The organism is Enterobacillus tribolii, from assembly GCF_003363015.1.
GTDB classification, from domain to species: Bacteria; Pseudomonadota; Gammaproteobacteria; order Enterobacterales; family Enterobacteriaceae; genus Enterobacillus; species Enterobacillus tribolii.
Window position 1 is genome coordinate 348,642 of record NZ_QRAP01000002.1, and the last position, 22,242, is coordinate 370,883.

21 protein-coding genes are annotated in these 22,242 nt (G+C 58.1%); 13 read left to right on the top strand and 8 right to left on the bottom strand.

Annotation, left to right across the window (positions count from 1 at the left end):
* Window positions 1-2: 2 nt before the first annotated feature.
* The 9 genes from murD to lpxC all read left to right on the top strand — a co-directional run bounded on the left by murD (window position 3) and on the right by lpxC (window position 10,441).
* Entirely contained in the window at window positions 3-1,319 is a 1,317-nt protein-coding gene (murD, locus tag C8D90_RS06335; protein ID WP_115457580.1) for a UDP-N-acetylmuramoyl-L-alanine--D-glutamate ligase, read from the top strand.
* Window positions 1,320-1,330: 11 nt separating this feature from the next.
* Complete coding sequence (gene ftsW, locus C8D90_RS06340) at window positions 1,331-2,533, top strand: cell division protein FtsW (protein ID WP_115457803.1); 1,203 nt, start codon at window positions 1,331-1,333, stop codon at window positions 2,531-2,533.
* Complete coding sequence (gene murG, locus C8D90_RS06345; protein ID WP_115457581.1) at window positions 2,530-3,594, top strand: undecaprenyldiphospho-muramoylpentapeptide beta-N-acetylglucosaminyltransferase; 1,065 nt, start codon at window positions 2,530-2,532, stop codon at window positions 3,592-3,594. The genes ftsW and murG overlap by 4 nt, the downstream gene beginning before the upstream one ends.
* Window positions 3,595-3,660: 66 nt before the next feature.
* Window positions 3,661-5,151: a UDP-N-acetylmuramate--L-alanine ligase gene (gene murC, locus C8D90_RS06350; RefSeq protein WP_115457804.1), complete on the top strand. Its 1,491-nt coding sequence runs from the start codon at window positions 3,661-3,663 to the stop codon at window positions 5,149-5,151.
* Window positions 5,144-6,064 (top strand): D-alanine--D-alanine ligase, encoded by a 921-nt coding sequence (locus tag C8D90_RS06355; protein WP_115457582.1) that lies wholly within the window; start codon window positions 5,144-5,146, stop codon window positions 6,062-6,064. Before murC ends, C8D90_RS06355 begins: the two co-directional genes overlap by 8 nt.
* A 1-nt stretch (window position 6,065) precedes the next feature.
* On the top strand, window positions 6,066-6,920 hold the full coding sequence (ftsQ, locus tag C8D90_RS06360; protein WP_115457583.1) for a cell division protein FtsQ: 855 nt from the start codon (window positions 6,066-6,068) through the stop codon (window positions 6,918-6,920).
* Window positions 6,921-6,926: 6 nt separating this feature from the next.
* Complete coding sequence (gene ftsA / locus C8D90_RS06365; protein WP_115457584.1) at window positions 6,927-8,183, top strand: cell division protein FtsA; 1,257 nt, start codon at window positions 6,927-6,929, stop codon at window positions 8,181-8,183.
* Window positions 8,184-8,255: 72 nt separating this feature from the next.
* Window positions 8,256-9,407: a cell division protein FtsZ gene (ftsZ, locus tag C8D90_RS06370; protein ID WP_115457585.1), complete on the top strand. Its 1,152-nt coding sequence runs from the start codon at window positions 8,256-8,258 to the stop codon at window positions 9,405-9,407.
* 116 nt (window positions 9,408-9,523) lie between these two features.
* Window positions 9,524-10,441 carry a UDP-3-O-acyl-N-acetylglucosamine deacetylase gene (gene lpxC, locus C8D90_RS06375; protein WP_115457586.1) on the top strand — a complete coding sequence of 306 codons (918 nt, stop codon included), beginning with the start codon at window positions 9,524-9,526 and terminating at the stop codon, window positions 10,439-10,441.
* A gap of 3 nt (window positions 10,442-10,444) precedes the next feature.
* On the opposite strand, the gene C8D90_RS06380 is transcribed toward lpxC, so the two are convergent.
* Window positions 10,445-10,972 carry a DUF721 domain-containing protein gene (locus C8D90_RS06380; RefSeq protein WP_115457587.1) on the bottom strand — a complete coding sequence of 176 codons (528 nt, stop codon included), beginning with the start codon at window positions 10,970-10,972 and terminating at the stop codon, window positions 10,445-10,447.
* A 46-nt stretch (window positions 10,973-11,018) separates the two neighbouring features.
* Between C8D90_RS06380 and secM the strand changes: the two genes are divergently transcribed.
* The 3 genes from secM to mutT all read left to right on the top strand — a co-directional run bounded on the left by secM (window position 11,019) and on the right by mutT (window position 14,803).
* Window positions 11,019-11,528 carry a secA translation cis-regulator SecM gene (gene secM, locus C8D90_RS06385; RefSeq protein ID WP_115457588.1) on the top strand — a complete coding sequence of 170 codons (510 nt, stop codon included), beginning with the start codon at window positions 11,019-11,021 and terminating at the stop codon, window positions 11,526-11,528.
* Between the two features lie 81 nt (window positions 11,529-11,609).
* Window positions 11,610-14,318, top strand: coding sequence for a preprotein translocase subunit SecA (secA, locus tag C8D90_RS06390; RefSeq protein WP_115457589.1), 2,709 nt, complete (start codon window positions 11,610-11,612; stop codon window positions 14,316-14,318).
* A gap of 89 nt (window positions 14,319-14,407) precedes the next feature.
* On the top strand, window positions 14,408-14,803 hold the full coding sequence (mutT, locus tag C8D90_RS06395; RefSeq protein ID WP_115457590.1) for an 8-oxo-dGTP diphosphatase MutT: 396 nt from the start codon (window positions 14,408-14,410) through the stop codon (window positions 14,801-14,803).
* A gap of 47 nt (window positions 14,804-14,850) precedes the next feature.
* On the opposite strand, the gene yacG is transcribed toward mutT, so the two are convergent.
* The 3 genes from yacG to coaE all read right to left on the bottom strand — a co-directional run bounded on the left by yacG (window position 14,851) and on the right by coaE (window position 16,488).
* A complete protein-coding gene (gene yacG / locus C8D90_RS06400) occupies window positions 14,851-15,045 on the bottom strand; it encodes a DNA gyrase inhibitor YacG (protein WP_115457591.1) in 195 nt (64 codons plus the stop codon).
* 77 nt (window positions 15,046-15,122) lie between these two features.
* Window positions 15,123-15,875, bottom strand: a complete 753-nt coding sequence (gene zapD, locus C8D90_RS06405; RefSeq protein ID WP_115457592.1) for a cell division protein ZapD — start codon at window positions 15,873-15,875, stop codon at window positions 15,123-15,125.
* Window positions 15,868-16,488 carry a dephospho-CoA kinase gene (gene coaE, locus C8D90_RS06410; protein WP_115457593.1) on the bottom strand — a complete coding sequence of 207 codons (621 nt, stop codon included), beginning with the start codon at window positions 16,486-16,488 and terminating at the stop codon, window positions 15,868-15,870. The genes zapD and coaE overlap by 8 nt, the downstream gene beginning before the upstream one ends.
* Window positions 16,489-16,894: 406 nt before the next feature.
* Between coaE and C8D90_RS06415 the strand changes: the two genes are divergently transcribed.
* Window positions 16,895-17,938: a GMP reductase gene (locus C8D90_RS06415; RefSeq protein WP_115457594.1), complete on the top strand. Its 1,044-nt coding sequence runs from the start codon at window positions 16,895-16,897 to the stop codon at window positions 17,936-17,938.
* 48 nt (window positions 17,939-17,986) lie between these two features.
* Here C8D90_RS06415 and hofC read toward each other — a convergent pair whose 3' ends face one another.
* From hofC to nadC, 4 genes are all read right to left on the bottom strand, one after another.
* A complete protein-coding gene (hofC, locus tag C8D90_RS06420) occupies window positions 17,987-19,183 on the bottom strand; it encodes a protein transport protein HofC (RefSeq protein WP_115457595.1) in 1,197 nt (398 codons plus the stop codon).
* Window positions 19,180-20,574 (bottom strand): type II secretion system protein GspE, encoded by a 1,395-nt coding sequence (gene gspE, locus C8D90_RS06425; RefSeq protein WP_115457596.1) that lies wholly within the window; start codon window positions 20,572-20,574, stop codon window positions 19,180-19,182. The genes hofC and gspE overlap by 4 nt, the downstream gene beginning before the upstream one ends.
* Window positions 20,574-21,023, bottom strand: coding sequence for a prepilin peptidase-dependent pilin (gene ppdD / locus C8D90_RS06430; protein WP_115457597.1), 450 nt, complete (start codon window positions 21,021-21,023; stop codon window positions 20,574-20,576). The genes gspE and ppdD overlap by 1 nt, the downstream gene beginning before the upstream one ends.
* Before the next feature lie 250 nt (window positions 21,024-21,273).
* Window positions 21,274-22,164, bottom strand: coding sequence for a carboxylating nicotinate-nucleotide diphosphorylase (nadC, locus tag C8D90_RS06435; protein ID WP_115457598.1), 891 nt, complete (start codon window positions 22,162-22,164; stop codon window positions 21,274-21,276).
* Window positions 22,165-22,242: the final 78 nt, after the last annotated feature.

Here is a 22,242-nt window from a genome sequence, read left to right on the forward strand (position 1 = left end):
TAATGGCGGACTACCAGGGAAAGAACATCGTAATCATCGGGCTGGGGCTGACCGGTCTCTCCTGTGTCGATTTCTTCATGACGCGCGGCGTGGTGCCGCGGGTTGTGGACACCCGCGTGTCGCCGCCGGGCCTGGATAAGTTGCCGGAAAACGTAGAACGCCACCTGGGCGATCTCAATCAGGAATGGCTGATGCAGGCCGACCTGATCGTAGCCAGCCCCGGCATTGCGCTGGCATCGCCGGCGCTGAGCGCGGCGGCGGAAGCTGGCGTGGAAATCGTCGGCGACATCGAACTGTTCTGCCGCGAGGCGCAGGCGCCGATTGTGGCGATTACCGGTTCTAATGGTAAAAGCACGGTCACTACGCTGGTGGGCGAGATGGCGAAGTCCGCCGGCTGGGCCGTGGGCGTGGGTGGAAATATCGGTTTGCCGGCGCTGACGCTGCTGAAGGAAGAGTACCGGCTGTATGTGCTGGAGCTGTCCAGCTTCCAGCTGGAGACCACCTCCAGCCTGAAAGCGGCGGCGGCCACGGTGCTGAACGTTACCGAAGATCATATGGATCGTTATCCGCTGGGGCTGCAGCAGTACCGGGCGGCGAAGCTGAGTATTTATGAAAATGCTGCAGCCTGCGTGGTGAATGCCGACGACGCGCTGACGATGCCGGTGCGCGGCGCCGATGCGCGTTGCGTCAGCTTCGGGGTGGACGTCGGGGATTACCATCTCAATCACCAGCAGGGCGAAACCTGGCTGCGGGTGCGCGGAGAGAAAGTCCTGAATACCCGCGAAATGAAAATTTCCGGGCAGCATAACTACACGAACGCACTGGCGGCGCTGGCGCTGGCTGATGCGGCGGGCATCCCGCGCGCGTCCAGCCTGAAAGCGCTGACGACGTTCACCGGGTTGCCGCACCGTTTTCAACTGGCGCTGGAACGTAACGGCGTGCGCTGGATTAACGACTCCAAGGCGACCAACGTCGGCAGCACGGAAGCGGCGCTGAACGGCCTGCAGGTGCGCGGTACGCTGCATCTGCTGCTGGGCGGGGACGGAAAATCCGCGGATTTCACTCCGCTGCTGCGCTATTTGCAGGGCGACAATCTGCGTCTGTACTGCTTCGGCCGCGATGGCGATCGGCTTGCCGCGCTGCGTCCGGAGATTACGGAACGCACTGAAACGATGGAACAGGCGATGCGGCAGATTGCCGGCCGGGTGAAAGAGGGCGATATGGTGTTGCTGTCGCCGGCCTGCGCCAGCCTGGACCAGTTTAAAAACTTTGAACAGCGCGGCGATGAGTTCGCCCGCCTGGCACGGGAGCTTGGCTGATGCAGATTCGGTTGCCGCTTCCCCGTTTAGGACTGATTCGCCGCCTGCGCGAATGGGTCATGGGGTCGGGAGAAAGCGATACCGCTACCTTTGTTTTGTATGACCGCACGTTACTGTGGCTGACGTTCGGCCTTGCCGCCGTGGGCTTTATCATGGTGACGTCCGCGTCGATGCCGATCGGGCAGCGTCTGGGCGAAGATCCGTTTTTATTCGCCAAGCGTGATGCCCTGTATCTGGGCCTGTCGCTGGCAATCGCGATGATTACGCTGCGCATCCCGATGGAAATCTGGCAGCGTTACAGCAACATTATGCTGCTGATCGCGCTGCTGATGCTGGTGATCGTGCTGGTGGTGGGCAGCTCCGTCAACGGCGCTTCCCGCTGGATAGCCCTGGGGCCGCTGCGTATTCAGCCGGCTGAGCTGTCGAAGCTGGCGCTGTTTTGTTACCTCTCCAGTTATTTGGTGCGCAAGGTGGATGAAGTGCGCAACAACTTCTGGGGGTTCTGCAAGCCGATGGGCGTGATGGTGGTGCTGGCGGTGTTGCTGCTGGCGCAGCCGGACCTGGGCACGGTGGTGGTGCTGTTCGTCACCACGCTGGGGCTGCTGTTTTTGGCCGGCGCGAAGCTGTGGCAGTTCCTGGCGATCATCGGCTCCGGTATTTTCGCCGTGGTGCTGTTGATCATCGCGGAGCCGTACCGTATGCGGCGCGTTACGTCATTCTGGAATCCGTGGGCCGATCCGTTCGGCAGCGGCTACCAGCTTACCCAGTCGCTGATGGCGTTCGGCCGCGGCGAACTCTGGGGGCAGGGGTTGGGAAACTCGGTGCAGAAGCTGGAGTATTTACCTGAAGCGCATACCGACTTTATTTTCTCCATTCTCGGGGAAGAACTTGGTTATATCGGTGTGGTTTTGGCGCTGTTAATGGTATTCTTCGTGGCTTTTCGTGCAATGTCGATCGGACGGCGCGCGTTGGAGTGCGATCAGCGCTTCTCCGGTTTTCTGGCATGCGCCATCGGTATCTGGTTCAGTTTTCAGGCGTTAGTGAACGTTGGCGCGGCGGCCGGTATGTTGCCGACCAAAGGGCTGACGCTGCCTCTGATCAGTTACGGTGGTTCCAGCCTGCTGATTATGTCGACGGCGCTGACGTTATTATTACGTATTGATTTTGAAACCCGTCTGGCGAAAGCGCAGGCGGTGGTAAGGGGTTCCCGATGAGTGGCGAAACCAAGCGGTTAATGGTGATGGCGGGCGGGACCGGCGGACACGTGTTCCCCGGGCTTGCCGTCGCGCATTATCTGCAGGCGCAGGGATGGCAGGTGCGCTGGCTGGGAACGGCTGACCGTATGGAAGCGCAGTTGGTGCCGCAACACGGTATCGAAATTGACTTCATCCGTATTTCCGGCCTGCGTGGCAAAGGGCTTAAAGCTTTGCTGGGCGCGCCTTTCCGTATTATCCGCGCGGTGTGCCAGGCGAGAGCGATCATGAAGGCATACCGGCCGGACGCGGTGCTCGGCATGGGCGGATACGTCTCCGGTCCCGGCGGTATGGCGGCATGGCTGTGCGGTATCCCGGTGGTTCTGCATGAACAAAACGGTATTGCCGGCCTGACCAACCGCTGGTTGTCCCGTATTGCCCGCCGCGTGTTGCAGGCGTTTCCGGGCGCGTTTCCCGATGCGCCGGTTGTCGGCAACCCGGTGCGTGAGGACGTGCTGGCGCTACCCGTGCCGCAGCAACGGCTGGCCGGGCGCGAAGGACCGATCCGGGTGTTGGTGGTCGGCGGCAGCCAGGGCGCGCGCGTGCTCAATCAGACGATGCCGCTGGTCGCCGGACTATTGGGCGACAAAATAACGTTGTGGCATCAGGTTGGTAAAGGGGCGTTGCCCTCCGTGCTGGCCGATTATGAAAAAGCCGGACAAACCGGTCACAAGATAACGGAATTCATTGACGACATGGCGGCGGCCTACGGCTGGGCCGACGTGGTGGTATGCCGCTCCGGCGCGCTGACGGTCAGCGAAATCGCTGCGGCCGGCCTGCCGGCGCTGTTCGTGCCGTTTATGCACAAAGATCGTCAGCAATACTGGAATGCGCTGCCGCTGGAGAAAGCCGGCGCGGCAAAAATTATCGAGCAACCGCAGTTTACGGCACAGGCTGTGGCGGAGACCCTGTCCGGCTGGGACAGAGCGACGCTGCTGGGCATGGCCATGAAGGCGCATGAAGCGGCGATTCCGGACGCCACGGCGCGTGTAGCGGCGGTGATCGAAGAAGTTGCTCACTAATTTACCGAAGAGGGTCGGAAACGGCCTTCCGTGATGATGAAACACAGAGAAACAGTGAATAAGAACGTGAATACTCAACAACTGGCGAAACTGCGCACCATGGTGCCCGAGATGCGACGCGTCCGGCACATTCACTTTGTCGGCATCGGCGGTGCCGGCATGGGCGGTATCGCGGAGGTGTTGGCTAACGAAGGGTATCAGATCAGCGGTTCCGATCTGGCTCCGAACCCGGTGACGCAGCAACTGAGCGAGCTGGGCGCGGAAATTTATTTTCACCACCGCCCGGAAAACGTGCGGGACGCCAGCGTCGTCGTGGTTTCGACGGCGATTTCCGCGGATAACCCGGAGATTGTGGCGGCGCGCGAGCTGCGTATTCCGGTGATCCGCCGCGCGGAAATGCTGGCGGAGCTGATGCGTTTTCGTCACGGCATCGCCGTTGCGGGCACGCACGGCAAGACCACCACAACGGCGATGGTTTCCAGTATTTACGCTGAGGCCGGGCTGGACCCGACCTTCGTGAACGGCGGCCTGGTAAAATCTGCGGGCACGCACGCTCGGCTGGGTTCCAGCCGTTATCTCATCGCGGAAGCGGATGAGAGCGACGCCTCCTTCCTGCATTTGCAGCCGATGGTGGCGATTGTGACGAATATCGAAGCCGACCACATGGATACGTACCATGGCGATTTCGAAAATCTGAAGCAGACGTTCATTAACTTTCTGCACAACCTGCCGTTTTACGGCCGCGCGGTGATGTGCATTGATGACCCGGTGATCCGCGAGCTGTTGCCGCGCGTTGGTCGTCAGATCACCACCTACGGTTTCAGCGATGACGCCGACGTGCGGGTGGAGAATTACCAGCAGCACGGCGCGCAGGGTACGTTTGAACTGCTGCGTCAGGACAAGCCTGTGCTGACGGTGACGTTGAATGCGCCGGGCCGCCATAATGCGCTGAACGCGGCGGCGGCCGTCGCGGTGGCGACGGAAGAAGGGATCGAAGACGATGCGATCCTGCGTGCGCTGGTGAATTTTCAGGGTACCGGACGCCGTTTCGATTTCCTGGGTGAATTCTCGCTGGAGAACGTTAACGGAAAAGCGGGCAAGGCAATGCTGGTGGACGACTACGGTCATCACCCCACGGAAGTGGATGCGACTATCGACGCGGCGCGCGCCGGTTGGCCCGATCGCCGGTTGGTGATGGTTTTCCAGCCGCACCGTTATACCCGCACGCGCGATCTGTATGACGACTTTGCCCATGTGCTGGCGAAAGTGGACGTTCTGCTGATGCTGGAGGTTTATCCGGCCGGCGAAGCGCCTATTCCTGGGGCTGACAGCCGTTCCCTGTGTCGCACCATTCGCGGCAGAGGAAGACTTGACCCGGTGCTGGTCACCGAGGCGGCGCAGCTACCGGCCACGCTGGCGCAGTTTCTGGAGCCCGGCGATCTGATTTTGACGCAGGGTGCGGGTAATATTGGCAAAGTAGCGCGTACGTTGGCTGAATCGAAATTACAGCCGGTAAATGCAGAACCAACTAAATCGGATGAGAAGCATCATGGCTGAGAAAGTAGCGGTGTTATTGGGTGGTACCTCGGCAGAGCGCGAAGTGTCGCTGATGTCCGGCAAAGCGGTGCTCGAAGGGCTGCTTGAGGGCGGTGTTGACGCACATCCGGTTGATATTAAAGATTTTCCCGCCACCAAGCTGAAAGAAGCGGGATTTGATAAAATTTTCATCGCGCTGCATGGCCGCGGCGGCGAAGACGGCACCCTGCAGGGAGTGCTGGAGTTCCTCGGCCTGCCTTATACCGGCAGCGGCGTGATGGCTTCTGCCCTGACGATGGACAAACTGCGCACCAAGCTGGTGTGGCAGGCGTCCGGGCTGCCGGTGTCGCCGTTCGTACTGGTCACCCGCCGGGACTTTGACGCCGGACTGACGGCGGCGCTGCAGGAGAAGATCCGCGTGCTGGGGCTGCCGTTGGCGGTTAAGCCGAGCCGTGAAGGCTCCAGCGTTGGTATGAGCAAGGTTGAGCAGGCCGGTGATTTGCAGGCGGCGCTGGAAAAAGCGTTTGAACACGACGACGAAGTGTTGGTGGAGACCTGGCTGAAAGGCGCGGAATATACCGTGGCTTTCCTGGGCGACGAGATCCTGCCTTCCATCCGCATTCAGGCGGCCGGTACGTTCTACGACTATGAAGCGAAATATTTGTCGGACGCCACGCAGTATTTCTGCCCGAGCGGCCTGAGCGACGAGAAAGAGCAAGAGCTGGCCGAGCTGGCCCGCCAGGCCTATAAGGCCCTGGATTGCCGCGGCTGGGGGCGTGTGGACGTGATGGCCGACGAACACGGCAACTTTTATTTGCTGGAAGTGAATACCTCGCCGGGAATGACCAGCCACAGCCTGGTGCCGATGGCGGCGCGTCAGCGCGGGATGAGCTTCTCGCAACTGGTCGTGCGTATTCTGGGTCTGGCGGACTGATATGTCGCAGGCGGCTCTGAACGTGCGCAATCCGGAGAAGAAAAGCTCCGGCCGGCGTAGCAACGGAACTCAGCTGGCGGGGATAATTTTCCTGCTGATGGTGCTGGGAGCCATTGCCTGGAGCGGATGGATAGTGATTGGCTGGATGAAAGACGCCAGCCGTATGCCCCTGTCAAAGCTGGTGGTGACCGGCGAGCGCCATGTCACCACCAACGATGACATTCGTCAGTCGATACTGGCGCTGGGGGCGCCGGGAACGTTCATGACGCAGGATGTGGACGTTATCCAAAAACAGATTGAGCGCTTGCCCTGGATTAAACAGGCCAGCGTCAGAAAACAGTGGCCGGACGAGCTGAAAATCCACGTAGTGGAGTACGTACCGGTCGCCCGCTGGAACGACATGCGGCTGGTGGATGCGGAAGGTAAACCCTTCAGCGTACCGGCCGGGCGCACGGTGCCGCCGAACATGCCGCTGCTGTACGGCCCGGAGGGCGGCGAGCCGGACGTGCTGGAAGGCTATCGCACGATGAGCAAGACGCTGGCGGCCAGCCGGTATGTATTGAAATCCGTGTCGATGACCGCGCGGCACTCATGGCAGCTGGGGCTGGACAATGGCATCCGGCTGGAGCTGGGGCGCGACAATCCGGAACAGCGGCTGAGCCGTTTTATCGAGCTTTACCCGGCCCTGCAGCAGCAGGGGCTGGCGCAGAATCAGCGGGTGAGCTATGTCGATTTGCGCTATGACAGCGGGGCGGCGGTAGGATGGGTGGCGCTTCCGGTTGAAACGGAGCAGACGCCGCCGCAGGACGCGAGTCATCAACAGAATCAGCAACAGAATCAGGTACAGGCAGGCTAAACAACGATGATCAAGTCGACGGACAGAAAACTGGTAGTTGGACTGGAGATCGGTACGGCGAAGGTCGCCGCATTGGTAGGGGAAGTTCTGCCCGATGGCATGGTCAATATCATCGGCGTGGGCAGTTGCCCGTCGCGCGGTATGGATAAAGGCGGCGTGAACGATCTGGAATCCGTCGTAAAGTGCGTCCAGCGTGCGATTGATCAGGCCGAACTGATGGCAGACTGCCAGATTGCGTCGGTTTATCTGGCGTTATCCGGCAAACATATCAGTTGCCAGAACGAAATCGGGATGGTTCCTATTTCGGAAGAAGAAGTCACGCAGGAAGATGTGGAAAACGTGGTGCATACCGCCAAAGCGGTTCGCGTGCGCGATGAGCACCGTGTTTTGCATGTTATTCCGCAGGAATATGCCATCGATTATCAGGAAGGCATAAAAAATCCGGTTGGGCTTTCAGGTGTGCGCATGCAGGCGAAAGTACATCTGATTACCTGTCATAATGACATGGCGAAAAATATCGTTAAGGCCGTGGAACGCTGCGGGCTGAAGGTCGATCAGCTGATTTTTGCCGGTTTGGCCGCCAGCTACGCCGTGCTGACCGAAGACGAACGCGAACTGGGCGTTTGCGTCGTGGATATCGGCGGCGGCACGATGGACATTGCCGTATATACCGGCGGATCGCTGCGTCACACCAAAGTGATCCCCTACGCCGGCAACGTGGTGACTAACGATATCGCCTACGCGTTCGGTACGCCGCCGACGGATGCCGAAGCCATCAAGGTGCGCTATGGTTGCGCGCTGGGTTCCCTGGTCAGCAAGGATGAGAGCGTTGAAGTGCCGAGCGTGGGCGGTCGTCCGCCGCGCAGCCTGCAGCGCCAGACGCTGGCGGAGGTTATTGAGCCGCGCTACGTCGAACTGCTCAACCTGGTGAACGACGAAATTTTGCAGTTGCAGGAACAACTGCGCCAACAGGGCGTCAAACACCATTTAGCGGCGGGTATCGTCCTGACGGGCGGCGCGGCGCAAATTGACGGTCTGGCGGCCTGCGCCCAGCGCGTGTTCCATACCCAGGTGCGTATCGGACAGCCGCTGAACATCACGGGATTAACGGATTATGCCCAGGCGCCGTACTATTCAACGGCGGTTGGGTTATTGCATTACGGTAAAGAATCTCACCTCAGCGGCGAGGGAGAGGTTGAAAAACGTGCATCAGTCGGCAATTGGTTTAAGAAAATCAACAGTTGGCTGAGAAAAGAGTTTTAAAGTTTAGAAAAAGAGATCATTCTTAAATTTAACGATGGTCTCGCAGCGACAGGCACAGAACGGAGAGAAACTATGTTTGAACCTATGGAACTTACCAACGACGCGGTGATTAAAGTCATCGGCGTCGGCGGGGGCGGCGGTAATGCCGTGGAGCACATGGTGCGCGAGCGCATCGAAGGTGTTGAATTTTTTGCTGTTAACACCGACGCTCAGGCTTTGCGCAAAACCGCGGTGGGCCAGACCATCCAGATCGGCAGTGGCGTTACCAAAGGGCTGGGCGCCGGGGCGAACCCGGAAGTCGGCCGTAACTCTGCGGAAGAAGACCGCGACGCCCTGCGCGCCGCGCTTGAAGGCGCCGATATGGTGTTTATCGCCGCGGGTATGGGCGGCGGTACGGGTACCGGCGCTGCGCCGGTGGTCGCCGAGGTCGCCAAGGATCTAGGCATCCTGACCGTGGCCGTGGTCACCAAGCCGTTTAACTTTGAAGGCAAGAAGCGCATGGCGTTTGCTGAGCAGGGCATCGCCGAACTTTCCAAGCACGTTGACTCGTTGATCACCATTCCCAACGATAAGCTGCTGAAAGTTCTGGGCCGTGGTATTTCCCTGCTGGACGCTTTCGGCGCCGCCAACGACGTGCTGAAAGGCGCGGTACAGGGCATCGCCGAACTGATCACCCGTCCGGGTCTGATGAACGTCGACTTCGCGGACGTGCGTACCGTGATGTCTGAAATGGGTTACGCCATGATGGGCTCCGGCGTCGCCAGCGGTGAAGATCGCGCGGAAGAAGCTGCCGAAATGGCGATTTCCTCCCCGCTGCTGGAAGATATCGATCTTTCCGGCGCGCGCGGCGTGCTGGTTAACATTACCGCCGGCTTCGACCTGCGTCTGGATGAGTTCGAAACGGTGGGTAATACCATCCGTGCGTTCGCCTCCGACAACGCTACCGTGGTTATCGGTACGTCGCTGGATCCGGAAATGAATGACGAGCTGCGCGTTACCGTGGTAGCGACCGGCATCGGCATGGATAAGCGCCCTGAAATTACGCTGGTGCCGAACAAACAGCAACAGCAGCCGATCGATCAGCGTTACCAGCAGCACGGTTTGTCCCCCCTGACACAGGAAAGCAAGCCGGCGGCGAAGGTCGTGAACGATCAAAGCGCGCAGGGAAGTAAGGAACCTGACTACCTGGATATTCCGGCGTTTTTGCGTAAGCAGGCAGATTAAGCGTCAGAAAACTTGGTATCTCAGCTCTTTGTGCTAAACTGTCACGCCGCCTTTAATATACAATTGAGAATAGTTATTAAAGGTGGTTGGCTGGATATACACTGCGAGATAAAACGATGATCAAACAACGGACATTAAAACGTATTGTGCAGGCGACGGGTGTCGGTCTCCATACCGGCAAGAAAGTCACCCTGACGATGCGCCCAGCCGCGGCTAATACCGGGGTCATCTATCGTCGCACTGACTTGAATCCACCGGTTGATTTCCCGGCTGATGCAAAATCCGTGCGTGATACCATGCTCTGTACGTGCCTGGTAAACGAGCATGACGTGCGTATTTCAACCGTAGAGCATCTGAACGCTGCTCTGGCGGGGCTGGGTATTGATAACATTATTATCGAAGTCGATGCGGCGGAAATTCCGATCATGGACGGCAGCGCAAGTCCTTTCGTCTTCCTGCTGCTGGATGCCGGAATTGAAGAGCTGAACGTGGCGAAGAAATTCCTGCGCCTGAAGCAAGCCGTGCGCGTGGAAGATGGCGATAAGTGGGCCGAACTGGCGCCGTACAACGGCTTCAGCCTGGACTTCACCATCGACTTCAACCACCCGGCGATTGATTCCAGTTCACAACGCTACCGTATGGACTTCTCCGCGGACGCTTTCGTGAGCCAGATCAGTCGGGCGCGTACCTTCGGCTTCATGAAGGATATCGAATACCTGCAATCCCGCGGCCTGTGCCTGGGCGGCAGCTTTGATTGCGCCATCGTGGTTGACGATTACCGTGTGCTGAACGAAGACGGGCTGCGTTTCGACGATGAGTTCGTGCGCCACAAAATGCTGGACGCCATCGGCGACCTGTTCATGTGCGGCCACAACATTATCGGCGCGTTTACCGCCTATAAGTCAGGTCATGCGCTGAACAACAAACTGTTGCAGGCTGTGCTGGCTAAACAGGAAGCCTGGGAATTCGTAACGTTCGAGGACGATGCGGAGTTGCCGGTAGCCTTCCGGGCGCCGTCTACGGTACTGGCATAAGCTTTACCGTTTTTTATTACGACTGGTTTCGTTGGTATCTCTCTCTCCGGCCAACGCAGCCAGTCGTTTTAGTTTTGCCTTCAGTTTTTCCGGGCTGCGCTCTGCCAGCGATTCCAATTGTGCCGCACTTTCCGCGCTGAGTTTACGGGCGGGACGAGCCGGGTCCGCCATCACTTCCTGATTTATCTCTTCTTTTGCTGTTTTTATCGCCATTTCCGTCATCAGGGAAGGATTAATCCTGATGTCGATTGCCGCTAATGATGGTAAAATCTCAGCCCTGAGCGCGGAAAGCAGGCTGGATTGTTCATAGCGTAAACGCATCATCCAGCTGGCGTTGCCTGTCTCCAGAATCAGGATACCCTGGCGAAAGTTCGCGACCCGGCACCATGGCTGCAACGGTGCGGGTAACAGCGCTTTCACCGCCCGGTTGAGTTTGAGCAGGGCAACGGCACGTTGTTGTACGTTGCGCAGCGCACCGGCACTGTTGTCGTTGAACAGGGTATCCAGAGATTGAGGGCGACTATCGCGCATGGCTGCGGCTCCGCTGTGACTGATTTCATGTAATGGTATAACGAGCGTGATTGGTATTCTAAATCGTTGGCGACAATTTGGCAGACGTTATTTCTGGCCTCATCTCCTGTTGGGGATGGTCGCGGCTACGCTCGGGGTGCCTGCGGCGCCGGCGGCCTCTGAACAACAAGTCTCCAGCTTCGCGCCCGGTTTGCAGCATCTGATTGATGCCCATACTACCTATGATCTGGTCAGTTTGCAGGCCGGTAAACGTCGCGGCGGCTTCTGGCCGGTGGATTACTGGCATCAGCATGCCCTGCGTAACGCCATCCGTCACCTGACGTACACCATTTCTTCTCCCGTTGCGGTTCACGGCAAAGCCGGAGCCAGCGAGCGACAGGTCCAGCAACTGGCGTTGCTGAGTTCGCTGCTGACCATGCAACCTGCCCGGCCGCCGCAGGCCGACTCTGTTTCTCCGTCCGTAAAACCCGAGCCTTTTAAGGCGCGTAACGTTGCGGCACTGTGGTTAGCCAGTGTCCGGGGTATTCGCGCCGGACCTCAGCAGCGCATTTCCTGAATTCTCCGTTAGACCGGATACATACACGAATTATGGATTTGGGACGCCATAACTTACCGTCCCGTAAGAGATTTTTAGAGAATGTTAATTAAGCTGCTGACTAAGGTTTTTGGTAACCATAACGATCGTATTTTGCGCCGCATGCGCAAAGCCGTAACGCTGATCAACCAGATGGAACCGGAGATGGAAAAACTCTCCGATGACCAACTGAAGGCGAAAACCGATGAGTTCCGTGAGCGCCTGGCGAAAGGCGCAGTGCTGGAGTCCCTGATCCCGGAAGCCTTTGCCGTGGTGCGCGAGGCCAGTAAACGCGTGTTTGGCATGCGTCACTTTGACGTGCAGCTGCTGGGCGGTATGGTGCTGAACGATCGCTGCATCGCCGAAATGCGTACCGGTGAAGGTAAAACGCTGACCGCGACCTTACCGGCCTACCTGAACGCGCTGAGCGGTAAAGGCGTGCACGTGGTGACGGTGAACGACTACCTGGCGCAGCGCGACGCCGAAAATAACCGCCCGCTGTTTGAGTTCCTGGGGCTGACTGTCGGCATTAACCTGCCGGGTATGGCGCCGCCGGCCAAACGCGCGGCCTATGCCGCCGATATCACCTACGGCACCAACAACGAATATGGCTTTGACTACCTGCGTGACAACATGGCGTTCAGTCCGGAAGAGCGCGTACAGCGTAAGCTGCACTATGCGCTGGTGGACGAAGTGGACTCCATCCTGATCGATGAAGCGCGTACCCCGCTGATCATTTCTGGTCCGGCGGAAGACAGCTCCGAGATGTACATCAAGGTCAATAAACTGATCCCGAAACTGATCCGTCAGGAGAAAGACGACTCGGATACGTTCCAGGGCGAAGGGCACTTTTCCGTGGACGAAAAGGCACGTCAGGTTAACCTGACGGAGCGCGGCCTGGTGCTGATTGAAGAGCTGCTGATGGATGCCGGCATCATGGAAGAGGGCGAGTCGCTTTATTCTCCGGCCAACATCATGCTGATGCACCACGTCACTGCCGCGCTGCGTGCTCACGCGCTGTTTACCCGTGACGTCGACTACATCGTGAAAGACAACGAAGTGATTATCGTCGACGAACACACCGGCCGCACCATGCAGGGTCGTCGCTGGTCTGACGGTCTGCATCAGGCCGTAGAGGCCAAAGAAGGGGTGGAAATTCAGAATGAAAACCAAACCCTGGCATCCATCACCTTCCAGAACTACTTCCGTCTGTATGAAAAACTGGCGGGCATGACCGGTACTGCGGACACCGAAGCATTCGAATTCCGCTCTATCTATCGTCTGGATACCATCGTCGTGCCGACCAACCGTCCGATGGTCCGTAAGGATCTGCCGGATCTGGTTTACATGACCGAGCAGGAGAAGATCGCGGCGATTATCGAAGATATCCGCGAGCGTACCTCCAAAGGGCAGCCGGTGCTGGTCGGTACTATTTCCATCGAGAAGTCGGAAGTGGTGTCCCGCGAACTGGATAAAGCGGGCATCAAGCACAACGTGCTGAACGCCAAATTCCACGCCAAAGAAGCGGATATCGTCGCTCAGGCCGGTCAGCCTGCCGCTGTTACCATCGCCACCAACATGGCGGGCCGTGGTACTGACATCGTGCTGGGGGGCAGCTGGCAGACAGAAATCGCTGAGCTGGAAAACCCGACTCAGGAACAGATCGATCAGATTAAAGCCGACTGGCAGGTTCGCCACGACGCGGTGCTGGCCGCCGGCGGTCTGCATATCATCGGTACTGAGCGCCATGAATCGCGCCGTATCGACAACCAGCTGCGTGGCCGTTCTGGCCGTCAGGGCGACCCGGGTTCTTCCCGCTTCTACCTTTCTATGGAAGACTCCCTGATGCGTATCTTCGCCTCCGATCGCGTGGCGGGTATGATGCGTAAGCTGGGGATGAAGCCGGGCGAAGCTATCGAACACCCGTGGGTGACGAAGGCGATTGCCAATGCCCAGCGCAAAGTGGAAAGCCGCAACTTCGATATTCGTAAACAATTGCTGGAGTACGATGATGTGGCTAACGATCAGCGTCGCGCCATCTATACCCAGCGTAATGAACTGCTGGATGTCAGCGATGTGAGCGAAACCATCACCAGCATCCGCGAAGACGTCTTTAAGACGGTGATCGACAACTACATTCCGCCGCAGTCGCTGGAGGAAATGTGGGACGTGCCGGGGCTGTGCGAACGTCTGCAAAATGATTTTGATCTCGACCTGCCAATCAAAGAATGGCTGGATAAAGAACCTGAGCTGCACGAAGAAACGTTACGTGAGCGTATTCTGGAAAAAGCGATCGAAATCTATCATCAGAAAGAAGAGTTCGTTGGCGTTGAGATGATGCGTAACTTTGAAAAAGGCGTCATGCTGCAAACGCTCGACTCCTTGTGGAAGGAGCACCTGGCGGCGATGGACTATCTGCGTCAGGGCATCCATCTGCGTGGTTACGCGCAAAAAGATCCGAAGCAGGAGTACAAACGCGAGTCTTTCTCCATGTTTGCCTCCATGCTGGAAGCGCTGAAGTATGAAGTCATCAGCGTGCTGAGCAAGGTGCAGGTGCGCATGCCGGAAGAGGTTGAGGCGATGGAGCAGCAGCGCCGCGAAGAAGCGGAGCGTCTGGCCCGTCAGCAGCAGCTTAGCCATCTGGATGATGAAACCGCCGCCGCTCAGGATCTGGCAACGCAGACCGGCGAGCGGAAAGTGGGTCGTAACGATCCCTGCCCGTGTGGTTCCGGTAAGAAATACAAGCAGTGCCATGGCCGCTTGCAGGGATAATCACTTCCCGATGCCCGTCTGACGGCGGGCACGATCTTTCAGCAGGGGATACGCGGCGCGTGTCCCTTTTTATTGTCAGGAGCGCAACTGTGACGCGTAAACATCTGCATATTGCCGTGGGGATCATCCGTAATGAAAAGGGTGAGGTTTTTATCACCCGTCGCGTTGGGGATTCACACCTGGCGGGGCTGTGGGAGTTTCCCGGCGGAAAAATTGAAGCGGGGGAAAGCCCTGAACAAGGACTGCGGCGGGAACTGATGGAAGAAACCGGGATTCAGGTGCAGCAAAGCGAACTGTTATGCAGCCTGGATCATCACTTTGATGATCGCACCGTGACGCTGTACTTCTACCTGGTAGAACACTGGCAAGGCACGCCGTTTGGCCGGGAAGGACAGCCGGAACGCTGGGTTCATCAGCATGCGCTTAACGCTGGTGAGTTTCCTGAGCCGAATAAACCGGTTATTGAGCTACTCAACAATGCCTGAATACCTGACCGGCACCCCGGAGCCTGTTAACGGCGCCGGGGCCGGGATCAAGGTTCTTCGCTCCAGCTGTCTGATTCAGACATATCGTCATTGCTGGGAATACGCTTCTCTTCGTCCGCCCATTCACCCAAATCGATCAACTGGCAGCGTTTGCTGCAAAAGGGCCGATAGGGGCTCTCTTCTCCCCAGATAACCGGTTTACCGCAGTTGGGGCAGTTAACCACCGTAATATCCTGCTCCATGATTTTCTCCTCTGTATTGCCGGCTTTTCCCCTATTGTCGCCGGTTATGGCGCGGAATACAAAGTTTGCTCCCGTACTCAGCAGCAGGAAAGATTGAATATCAGACGCTCCGGTACCGTGCCGTGTTCGCTGTCCAGCGGCAGGAAACGGATGGCAAAGCGGGTTTTGTGGCCGGAGATCTGCGGGTAAAGCGCCGCTTCCAGAGGCAGTTGCAGCCGCAGCAGGTTGGCGCCTTCGGCATTTTCCTGATAGAAACCGTTCAGGCTGGTCATGGGTTTAAACGCGGCGGAGTTTCTGATTAATTGCAGAATCAGGGCGAGTGCCTGATAGAGCGGCGTCAGAGAGTTTAACCATTCCTCGGACTGCTGATTGCGAACGTCCTGAGGGAGATGCAGCCAGAGATGCAGCGTGGGCAAATCGAAGCTGCAACATCCTCCCGGAATGCTCAGACGCTGGCGCACCAGCGCAATCAGGCGGTCGTCGCGCAGGCTCTGACCGATGCGCGGCGCCGACATCAGCGACGCCGAACTTTCCTTTAGCTGCTGGCTCAGCTGAGACACCATTTCCGTATCCACGCCGGGCACTTCCGACCATTGCGACAATTTACGCTGTTGGCGTTCCAGCTCTTTCAGCAAATCGGTTCGTACTTCGCCCCGTTCCAGCACGTCTAAAAATTCAGAGATAGTCCGGAAAAAGGCCAGGGTAGACACCTCATCGTGCAGGCTGTGGTTCTTATACAACTGTTGCAGCAGATAATCCAGGCGCAGCCAGGTGCGCATTTTTTCGTTTAATGGGTGTTCAAACAGAATGGTGCCGGTGTTTTCACTCATGATGTCGATCCTGTTTAAGCGCGGCCAGTTCAAGATAATGACGGTGTAATGCGGCAACACGCGGTGCGAGGGTTTCCGCCGGCTCGCTGTTATCAATGATGTCATCGGCGCAGGCCAGGCGTTGTTCCCGGGTTGCCTGCGCGGCCAGAATATTTTCCGCCTGCTGACGGGAAACGCCGTCGCGGGCCAGGGTGCGTTCCAGCTGAAGATCGGGGGGAAGATCGACAACCAGTACCCGATCCGCCCGTTCAGTCAGGCCGTTTTCCACCAACAGGGGAACCACCCACAGGGCATAAGGTTGGGTGACCTGAGAGAGTTGATGCTGGGTTTCCTGTTGAATAAGCGGGTGCAGCAGATTGTTCAGCCAGGTTTTTTCTGCCGGGGAAGCGAAAATAATTTCCCGCAATGCGGCGCGGTGCAGGGTGCCGTCGGCATTCAGTATCTGTGCGCCGTGACGGGCGGCAATTTGCGCCAGTGCCGGGGAGCCGGCGGCCACAACCTGGCGGGCGATAATATCCGCATCAATAACCGGGACGCCTAAGTCGCTGAATGCCAGAGCAACGGTGCTTTTGCCGCTGCCGATACCCCCAGTCAATGCAACAATGTAAGTCATGGCTTCTCTGTATTGTGTTTGCTCAGGTGGCGATGATGCAAACAGGTAATAAATGACACGCGCATCATAATGTTCTGTGCGCCAAGTGCAAGCCGCCATTGAGCAGCATATAAGTGACAATATTTCACAGATCCCCGTCAAAAGAAATAACACGGTGCTTTCGGTGCCGATTGAAAGGTAAAACAAGACTTAAATACAGGTTTCTGGCGCGGTGGAGGCGTAAAAAATGTGATGTGTGACGGCTTGGCTGACGCGGATAAATTTATGGGAGTGTACTGCAAAAATTGATTAAATCGCAGTCTTGTCGGCGCATTATTCTTGCGTATGATAACACTACTGGAAGTGGCGTCATTTGCACGCCCCCGATCACGTTGCGATCCGTCGCCATAACCAGGAAGCGTTATTCATGCGTATTGAAGAAGATTTAAAGTTAGGCTTTAAAGATGTATTGATTCGTCCCAAGCGTTCCACGCTGAAAAGCCGTTCAGAGGTGGAGCTGGAGCGTGAATATACGTTTAAACACTCCGGACACCAATGGTCGGGCGTTCCTATCATTGCGGCCAATATGGATACCGTCGGCACTTTCCGCATGGCGGAAGCCCTGGCGTCATTCGATGTACTGACTGCCGTTCACAAGCATTACACCGTTGAAGAGTGGCAGGCTTTCGTTAACGAAATGCCGGAAAGCGTGCTGCGTCACGTTATGGTTTCTACCGGCACTTCCGATGCCGATTTCGTTAAGCTGAAGCAAATTCTGGCGCTCTCCCCGTTGCTGAAATTCATCTGTATTGACGTTGCCAACGGCTATTCCGAACATTTTGTCGAATTCTTGCGTAAGGCGCGTGAAGCCTGCCCGGACAGCGTGATCTGCGCCGGTAACGTAGTCACCGGTGAAATGGTGGAAGAGCTGGTTCTTTCCGGCGCGGACATCGTGAAGGTCGGCATCGGCCCCGGCTCCGTGTGCACCACCCGGGTAAAAACCGGCGTTGGTTATCCGCAACTGTCGGCGGTGATTGAGTGCGCAGACGCGGCTCACGGTCTGGGCGGACAAATCGTTTCCGACGGCGGCTGCACCATGCCCGGCGACGTAGCCAAAGCGTTCGGCGGCGGCGCGGATTTCGTTATGCTGGGTGGTATGCTGGCCGGGCATGATGAGTGCGGAGGCAAGATCGTGGAAGAAAACGGCGAGCGTTTCATGTTGTTCTACGGAATGAGCTCCGCTTCCGCAATGAACCGTCACGTCGGCGGTGTCGCGGAGTACCGTGCTGCGGAAGGTAAAACGGTTAAGCTGCCGCTGCGCGGGCCGGTAGATAACACTATCCGCGATATTCTGGGCGGCCTGCGTTCAGCCTGCACCTACGTGGGTGCTTCACGCCTGAAAGAAATGACAAAGCGCACGACGTTCATCCGCGTGGCGGAGCAGGAAAACCGCGTATTCGGTAAAGAGTAACGCCATGACCGCGGCGGCGGGGTCGTTGCCGCGGTTATTCCCTCCTGTTTACCCCAAAACGCTTCCCAACTGAAAAATCGGTAAATACATTGCCATAACCAGCGATCCCACAATGATGCCGATAACCGCCATCATCAGCGGTTCTGTGGTTTGGGCCAGCGCGTCACCGATTTGTTGCGCCTGCTGTTGGTAGTGTTCCGCCAGTTTTTCCAGCAGCGTATCCAGCGCTCCTGACTCTTCCCCAACCCGGATAAGCTGGAAACAGAGCGCCGGCAGCATGGGTTGGCGGGAAACCGCAATACTGAACGATTCCCCCTGATTCAACTCCCCAATAATGTTTGTCATGGCCTGACGAAACAGGATGTGATCGACGCTGCGGGCGGCGTTATCCAGCCCGCTGAGTAGGGGGAGGCCTGCGGTTTGCGTCATATTCAGCGTGTGAAACAGCTGGCCGAGGTGGGTGGCCGTAATCAGGCCGCGCAGCAACGGAATGCGGATAAGGAACTTTTGCCAGCGTTGCCGCCATGATGGCGTTCGGTGCCAGTGGCGGCGGATAAACACCCCGGCCAGGAGCAATGAGGGCGCAACTACCGGCGCCGTGCGTCCGATAATGTCCGACAGCTTGAGCAGGAAACGGGTAAACCAGGGCAACGGGGCGTTGAAACTCTGATAGAGCGACGCGAACTGCGGCAAAACCCAGATGAGCATCATCAGCGTGACCAGCAGCGCGGTGATACAGACAATCAGCGGATAGCGCATGGCTTTCCTGAGCCGCTGCTTCAGGAGGTAGTGCTGTTTTTGCTGATGCGCCAGTGCCTGACAGCACAGCGCCATGTTGCCGGTCAGTTCCGCGGTGGCGATGGTTTTGGCGTAAACCGGCGGAAAAATATCTCCATACTCCTCCAGCGCTTCAGAAAGCGTATTTCCCTGTTCCACCCTGGCGGTTAACTGCGTCAGCAGACAGCGCCAGTGCCGTTGGGGATGATCATCCGCCAGCATTTGCAGGGATCGTACCAGCGGCATTCCGGCATGCAGCAACGTTGCCAACTGTTCCAGGCAGTGAATTTGTTCCTGCGGCGACCAGCGGTTGGTTCCCAACCGTTGATGTTTCCGTATGCGCAAAGGGTGGAGGTCATGCGCCAGCAGCGTCTGAAGCACCTGAGCGGCATCATGGGCCAGCATATCGCCCTGCCGGGGTTCGGCATGTTCCGTCAGCGCCTGCCACCTGAAAATAAACCAGTTCATGACAGGGGATCGCCCAATACGCGCATAACTTCCTCACAGGATGTTTCTCCCCGGTGAGCCAGTTGCAAGGCGGTTTGCCAAAGCGTTCTGGTTTCTTGGCGTAACGCCGCCCGTTGCAGATCTGCGGCCGTGCCTCCGTTCAGCAGAACGTGTTGGATGGCCGCACCGACGGGAAGAAACTCATACACGGCGGTACGTCCATAGTAACCGCCGATGCAGTGCGGGCAGCCCGCCGCCTTCCAGCGCCGGAATACCCCCTGCCATCCGGGCGGGGGAGGCACTGCTGATTCATCCTGATAACGGCAATGCGGGCAAAGCCGCCGCACCAGCCGTTGCGCGATAACCAGGCGGATGCTGCCGGCGAGCAGATGTGGGGAAATACCTAACTGCGCCAGCCGGATGAGCGTTTCGCAGGCGGAGTTGGTATGCAGCGTGGACAGCACCAGATGGCCGGTCTGTGCCGCGTTGATGGCGATGCTTGCTGTTTCCGCGTCGCGGATTTCGCCGATCATAATGACGTCGGGATCCTGACGCAGCAACGCGCGCAGCACGGTATTGAACTGTAATCCCGCTTTCGTGTTAATCGCGGTTTGGTTAATGCCGGGCAGCGGTGATTCAATCGGGTCTTCCACGCTGCAAATATTGATTCCGGGCGCGTTCAGGTAGTTCAGGCTGCTGTACAGCGTCACGGTTTTTCCGCTCCCCGTCGGGCCGGTAACCAAGATCAGGCCCTGCGGCAGCTTCAGTATCTGCCGGTACTGCTGCAACGCGTCCTCATCCAGCCCCAACTGTTCAAGCGTCATTGGCGTATTTTGCTCCTGTACGACCCGCAGCACCGCTTTCTCTCCCTCCCGGACGGGCAGGGTGGCGATACGCAGCGTATGTGCGGTTTGGTGAAGCTCCAGCGTCAGCTGGCCGTCCTGAGGCAAACGGCGTTCGGCGATGTCTAAACCGGCGAGCACCTTCAGCCGCGGAATAATGCGTCCGGGATGGCAGGAAAAGGGATAATTGAGCGGTTGCAGAACGCCGTCGATGCGCAGGCGTACCTGAAGGCCGCCATCGCGCGGCTCCAGGTGAATATCGGAGGCGCGGCGTTCCAGCGCAAGCCGGAGCAGTTCATCCAGGGCTTCCTCCGTGCGGGCGTCCTCTGCGGGCATCTCCGGGGCATCGTCATCGTTCTGTACGGGCGTTTGCCGGGACTCAAGCTGTGCTGCCTGCCAGTGCTGCCAAATTACGGTTTTGCCGCTGGCGAAACGCAGGGTTTGCAGCAGCGTTTCATCCGGGGCGCTTGGAGCGGCCAGCGTCAGGGTCTGCGGTGTTTCTTCCACAATCCGGTATTGGTGCTGGCGGCAAAGGCGCCGGACGGCGGCGGAGGCGTCTGTGGAGGCCATCAGTTCGCTCCCGGCGCCGGCGTAAAACGCAGTACGCTTTCACAGGCGCTGACTAATGAGGCATTGTCGGCGGCCGTGCAGGTCCGGCTCCAGCTTAAATCACCGCTGCTGCTGTCTGGCTGTGGCGTCATGATGACGGAAAGCCCGGCCAGCGCCTGCTGCCCGCTCAGACGAATCACGCCCTGCTGAACGCTGACGGTGCTGACGTAGTTGCTGCTTTTTCCTTCCGGTATGCCCTGGCTGCCGCTGTTGCATCCCGTCAAAACGCCCTGTTCCAGCGCACAAAGCTCGGTTGCCGTTTTGTAAGGCATGATGCTTTGCAGCAGGTCCGTCATGGCGGCTTTCTGAATATAGCTCTGGTAAGCCGGAAGACCGGCGGCGCTCAGAATGGCGATGATGGCGATCACCACCATCAGTTCGATCAGGGTAAATCCGGATTGTCGCGTCATAGCTGTCCTCTTTGCTCAATGATGTCCCGGCGCAGAGCATGCGCCGGGATACGAAGCAACGCCATGATGAGAACGTCAGGCCGGAATGCGTTTTGAAGAGAAAATACGTTCGTTGCGTGAACGGACAAAAAGTTGCGTGGGCTTTCGCAAATATGCCCTGTGGCGGCCCCTTCCGGGCGCCGTCAACGCAGGCAGGACGCGAAGAGGGGGAGGATAAACACCGGGCATGAAGCCCGGTGCTCAGGGGGCATTATTTAAAACGCATGGACAGATCGAGCGCGCGGATATGCTTGGTCAGCGCGCCGACGGAAATAAAATCGACGCCGGTTTTGGCGAAGATCGGCAGGGTTTCGTCGGTCACGTTGCCGGAAACCTCCAACTGAGCTTTACCGTCGGTCAGCTTGACGCCTTCGCGCATCATGTCGGTCGTGAAGTTGTCCAGCATGATGATGTCCGCACCGGCATCCAGCGCCTGCTGCAGCTCGTCGAGGGACTCAACTTCCACCTCTACCGGAACATCAGAATGCATCCAGAACGCTTGTTCCACCGCCTGCTTAATGGAGCCTGCGGCGATGATGTGGTTTTCTTTGATCAGATAGGCGTCGGACAGCCCCAGGCGGTGGTTGTTGCCGCCGCCGCACAGCACGGCGTATTTCAGCGCGGTGCGCAGGCCGGGAATGGTTTTACGGGTGTCCAGCAACTGGGTACGGGTGCCTTTCAGCAGCGCGACGTAGTGGCTGACCGTGGTCGCCACGCCGGACAGCATTTGCAGGAAGTTCAGCGCGGTACGCTCGCCGGTAAGCAGAATGCGGGCCGGGCCGTGCAGACGGCACAGCTGCTGGTTCGGCGTCAGGCTGTCGCCGTCTTTGACCAACCATTCAACCTTCACCTTATTGCCGAGCTGAAGAAAAACCTCGTCCAGCCAGCGGACGCCGCAAAAAACACCGGCTTCACGGGTGATGATCGTGGCGCTGGCCTCTTTATCTTCCGGCAGAAGCTGGGCGGAAAGATCGCGCCCGGCGTCGACTTCGCCGCCTAAATCTTCCCGTAAGGCCTGGGCGACAGAGTAAGGGATGTCGTTCTCAATGCGTTCCAGCAGGTCCGCCCGGCGGGCGTCGGCACTGTAGCGGCGTGTCGGCATAGCAAAACTCCAAAAGTTGCGGATAAGCGTGTCGGTCCCCGCCAGTCCGGCGGCGGGGCACTGTTGATAATGGCAGGA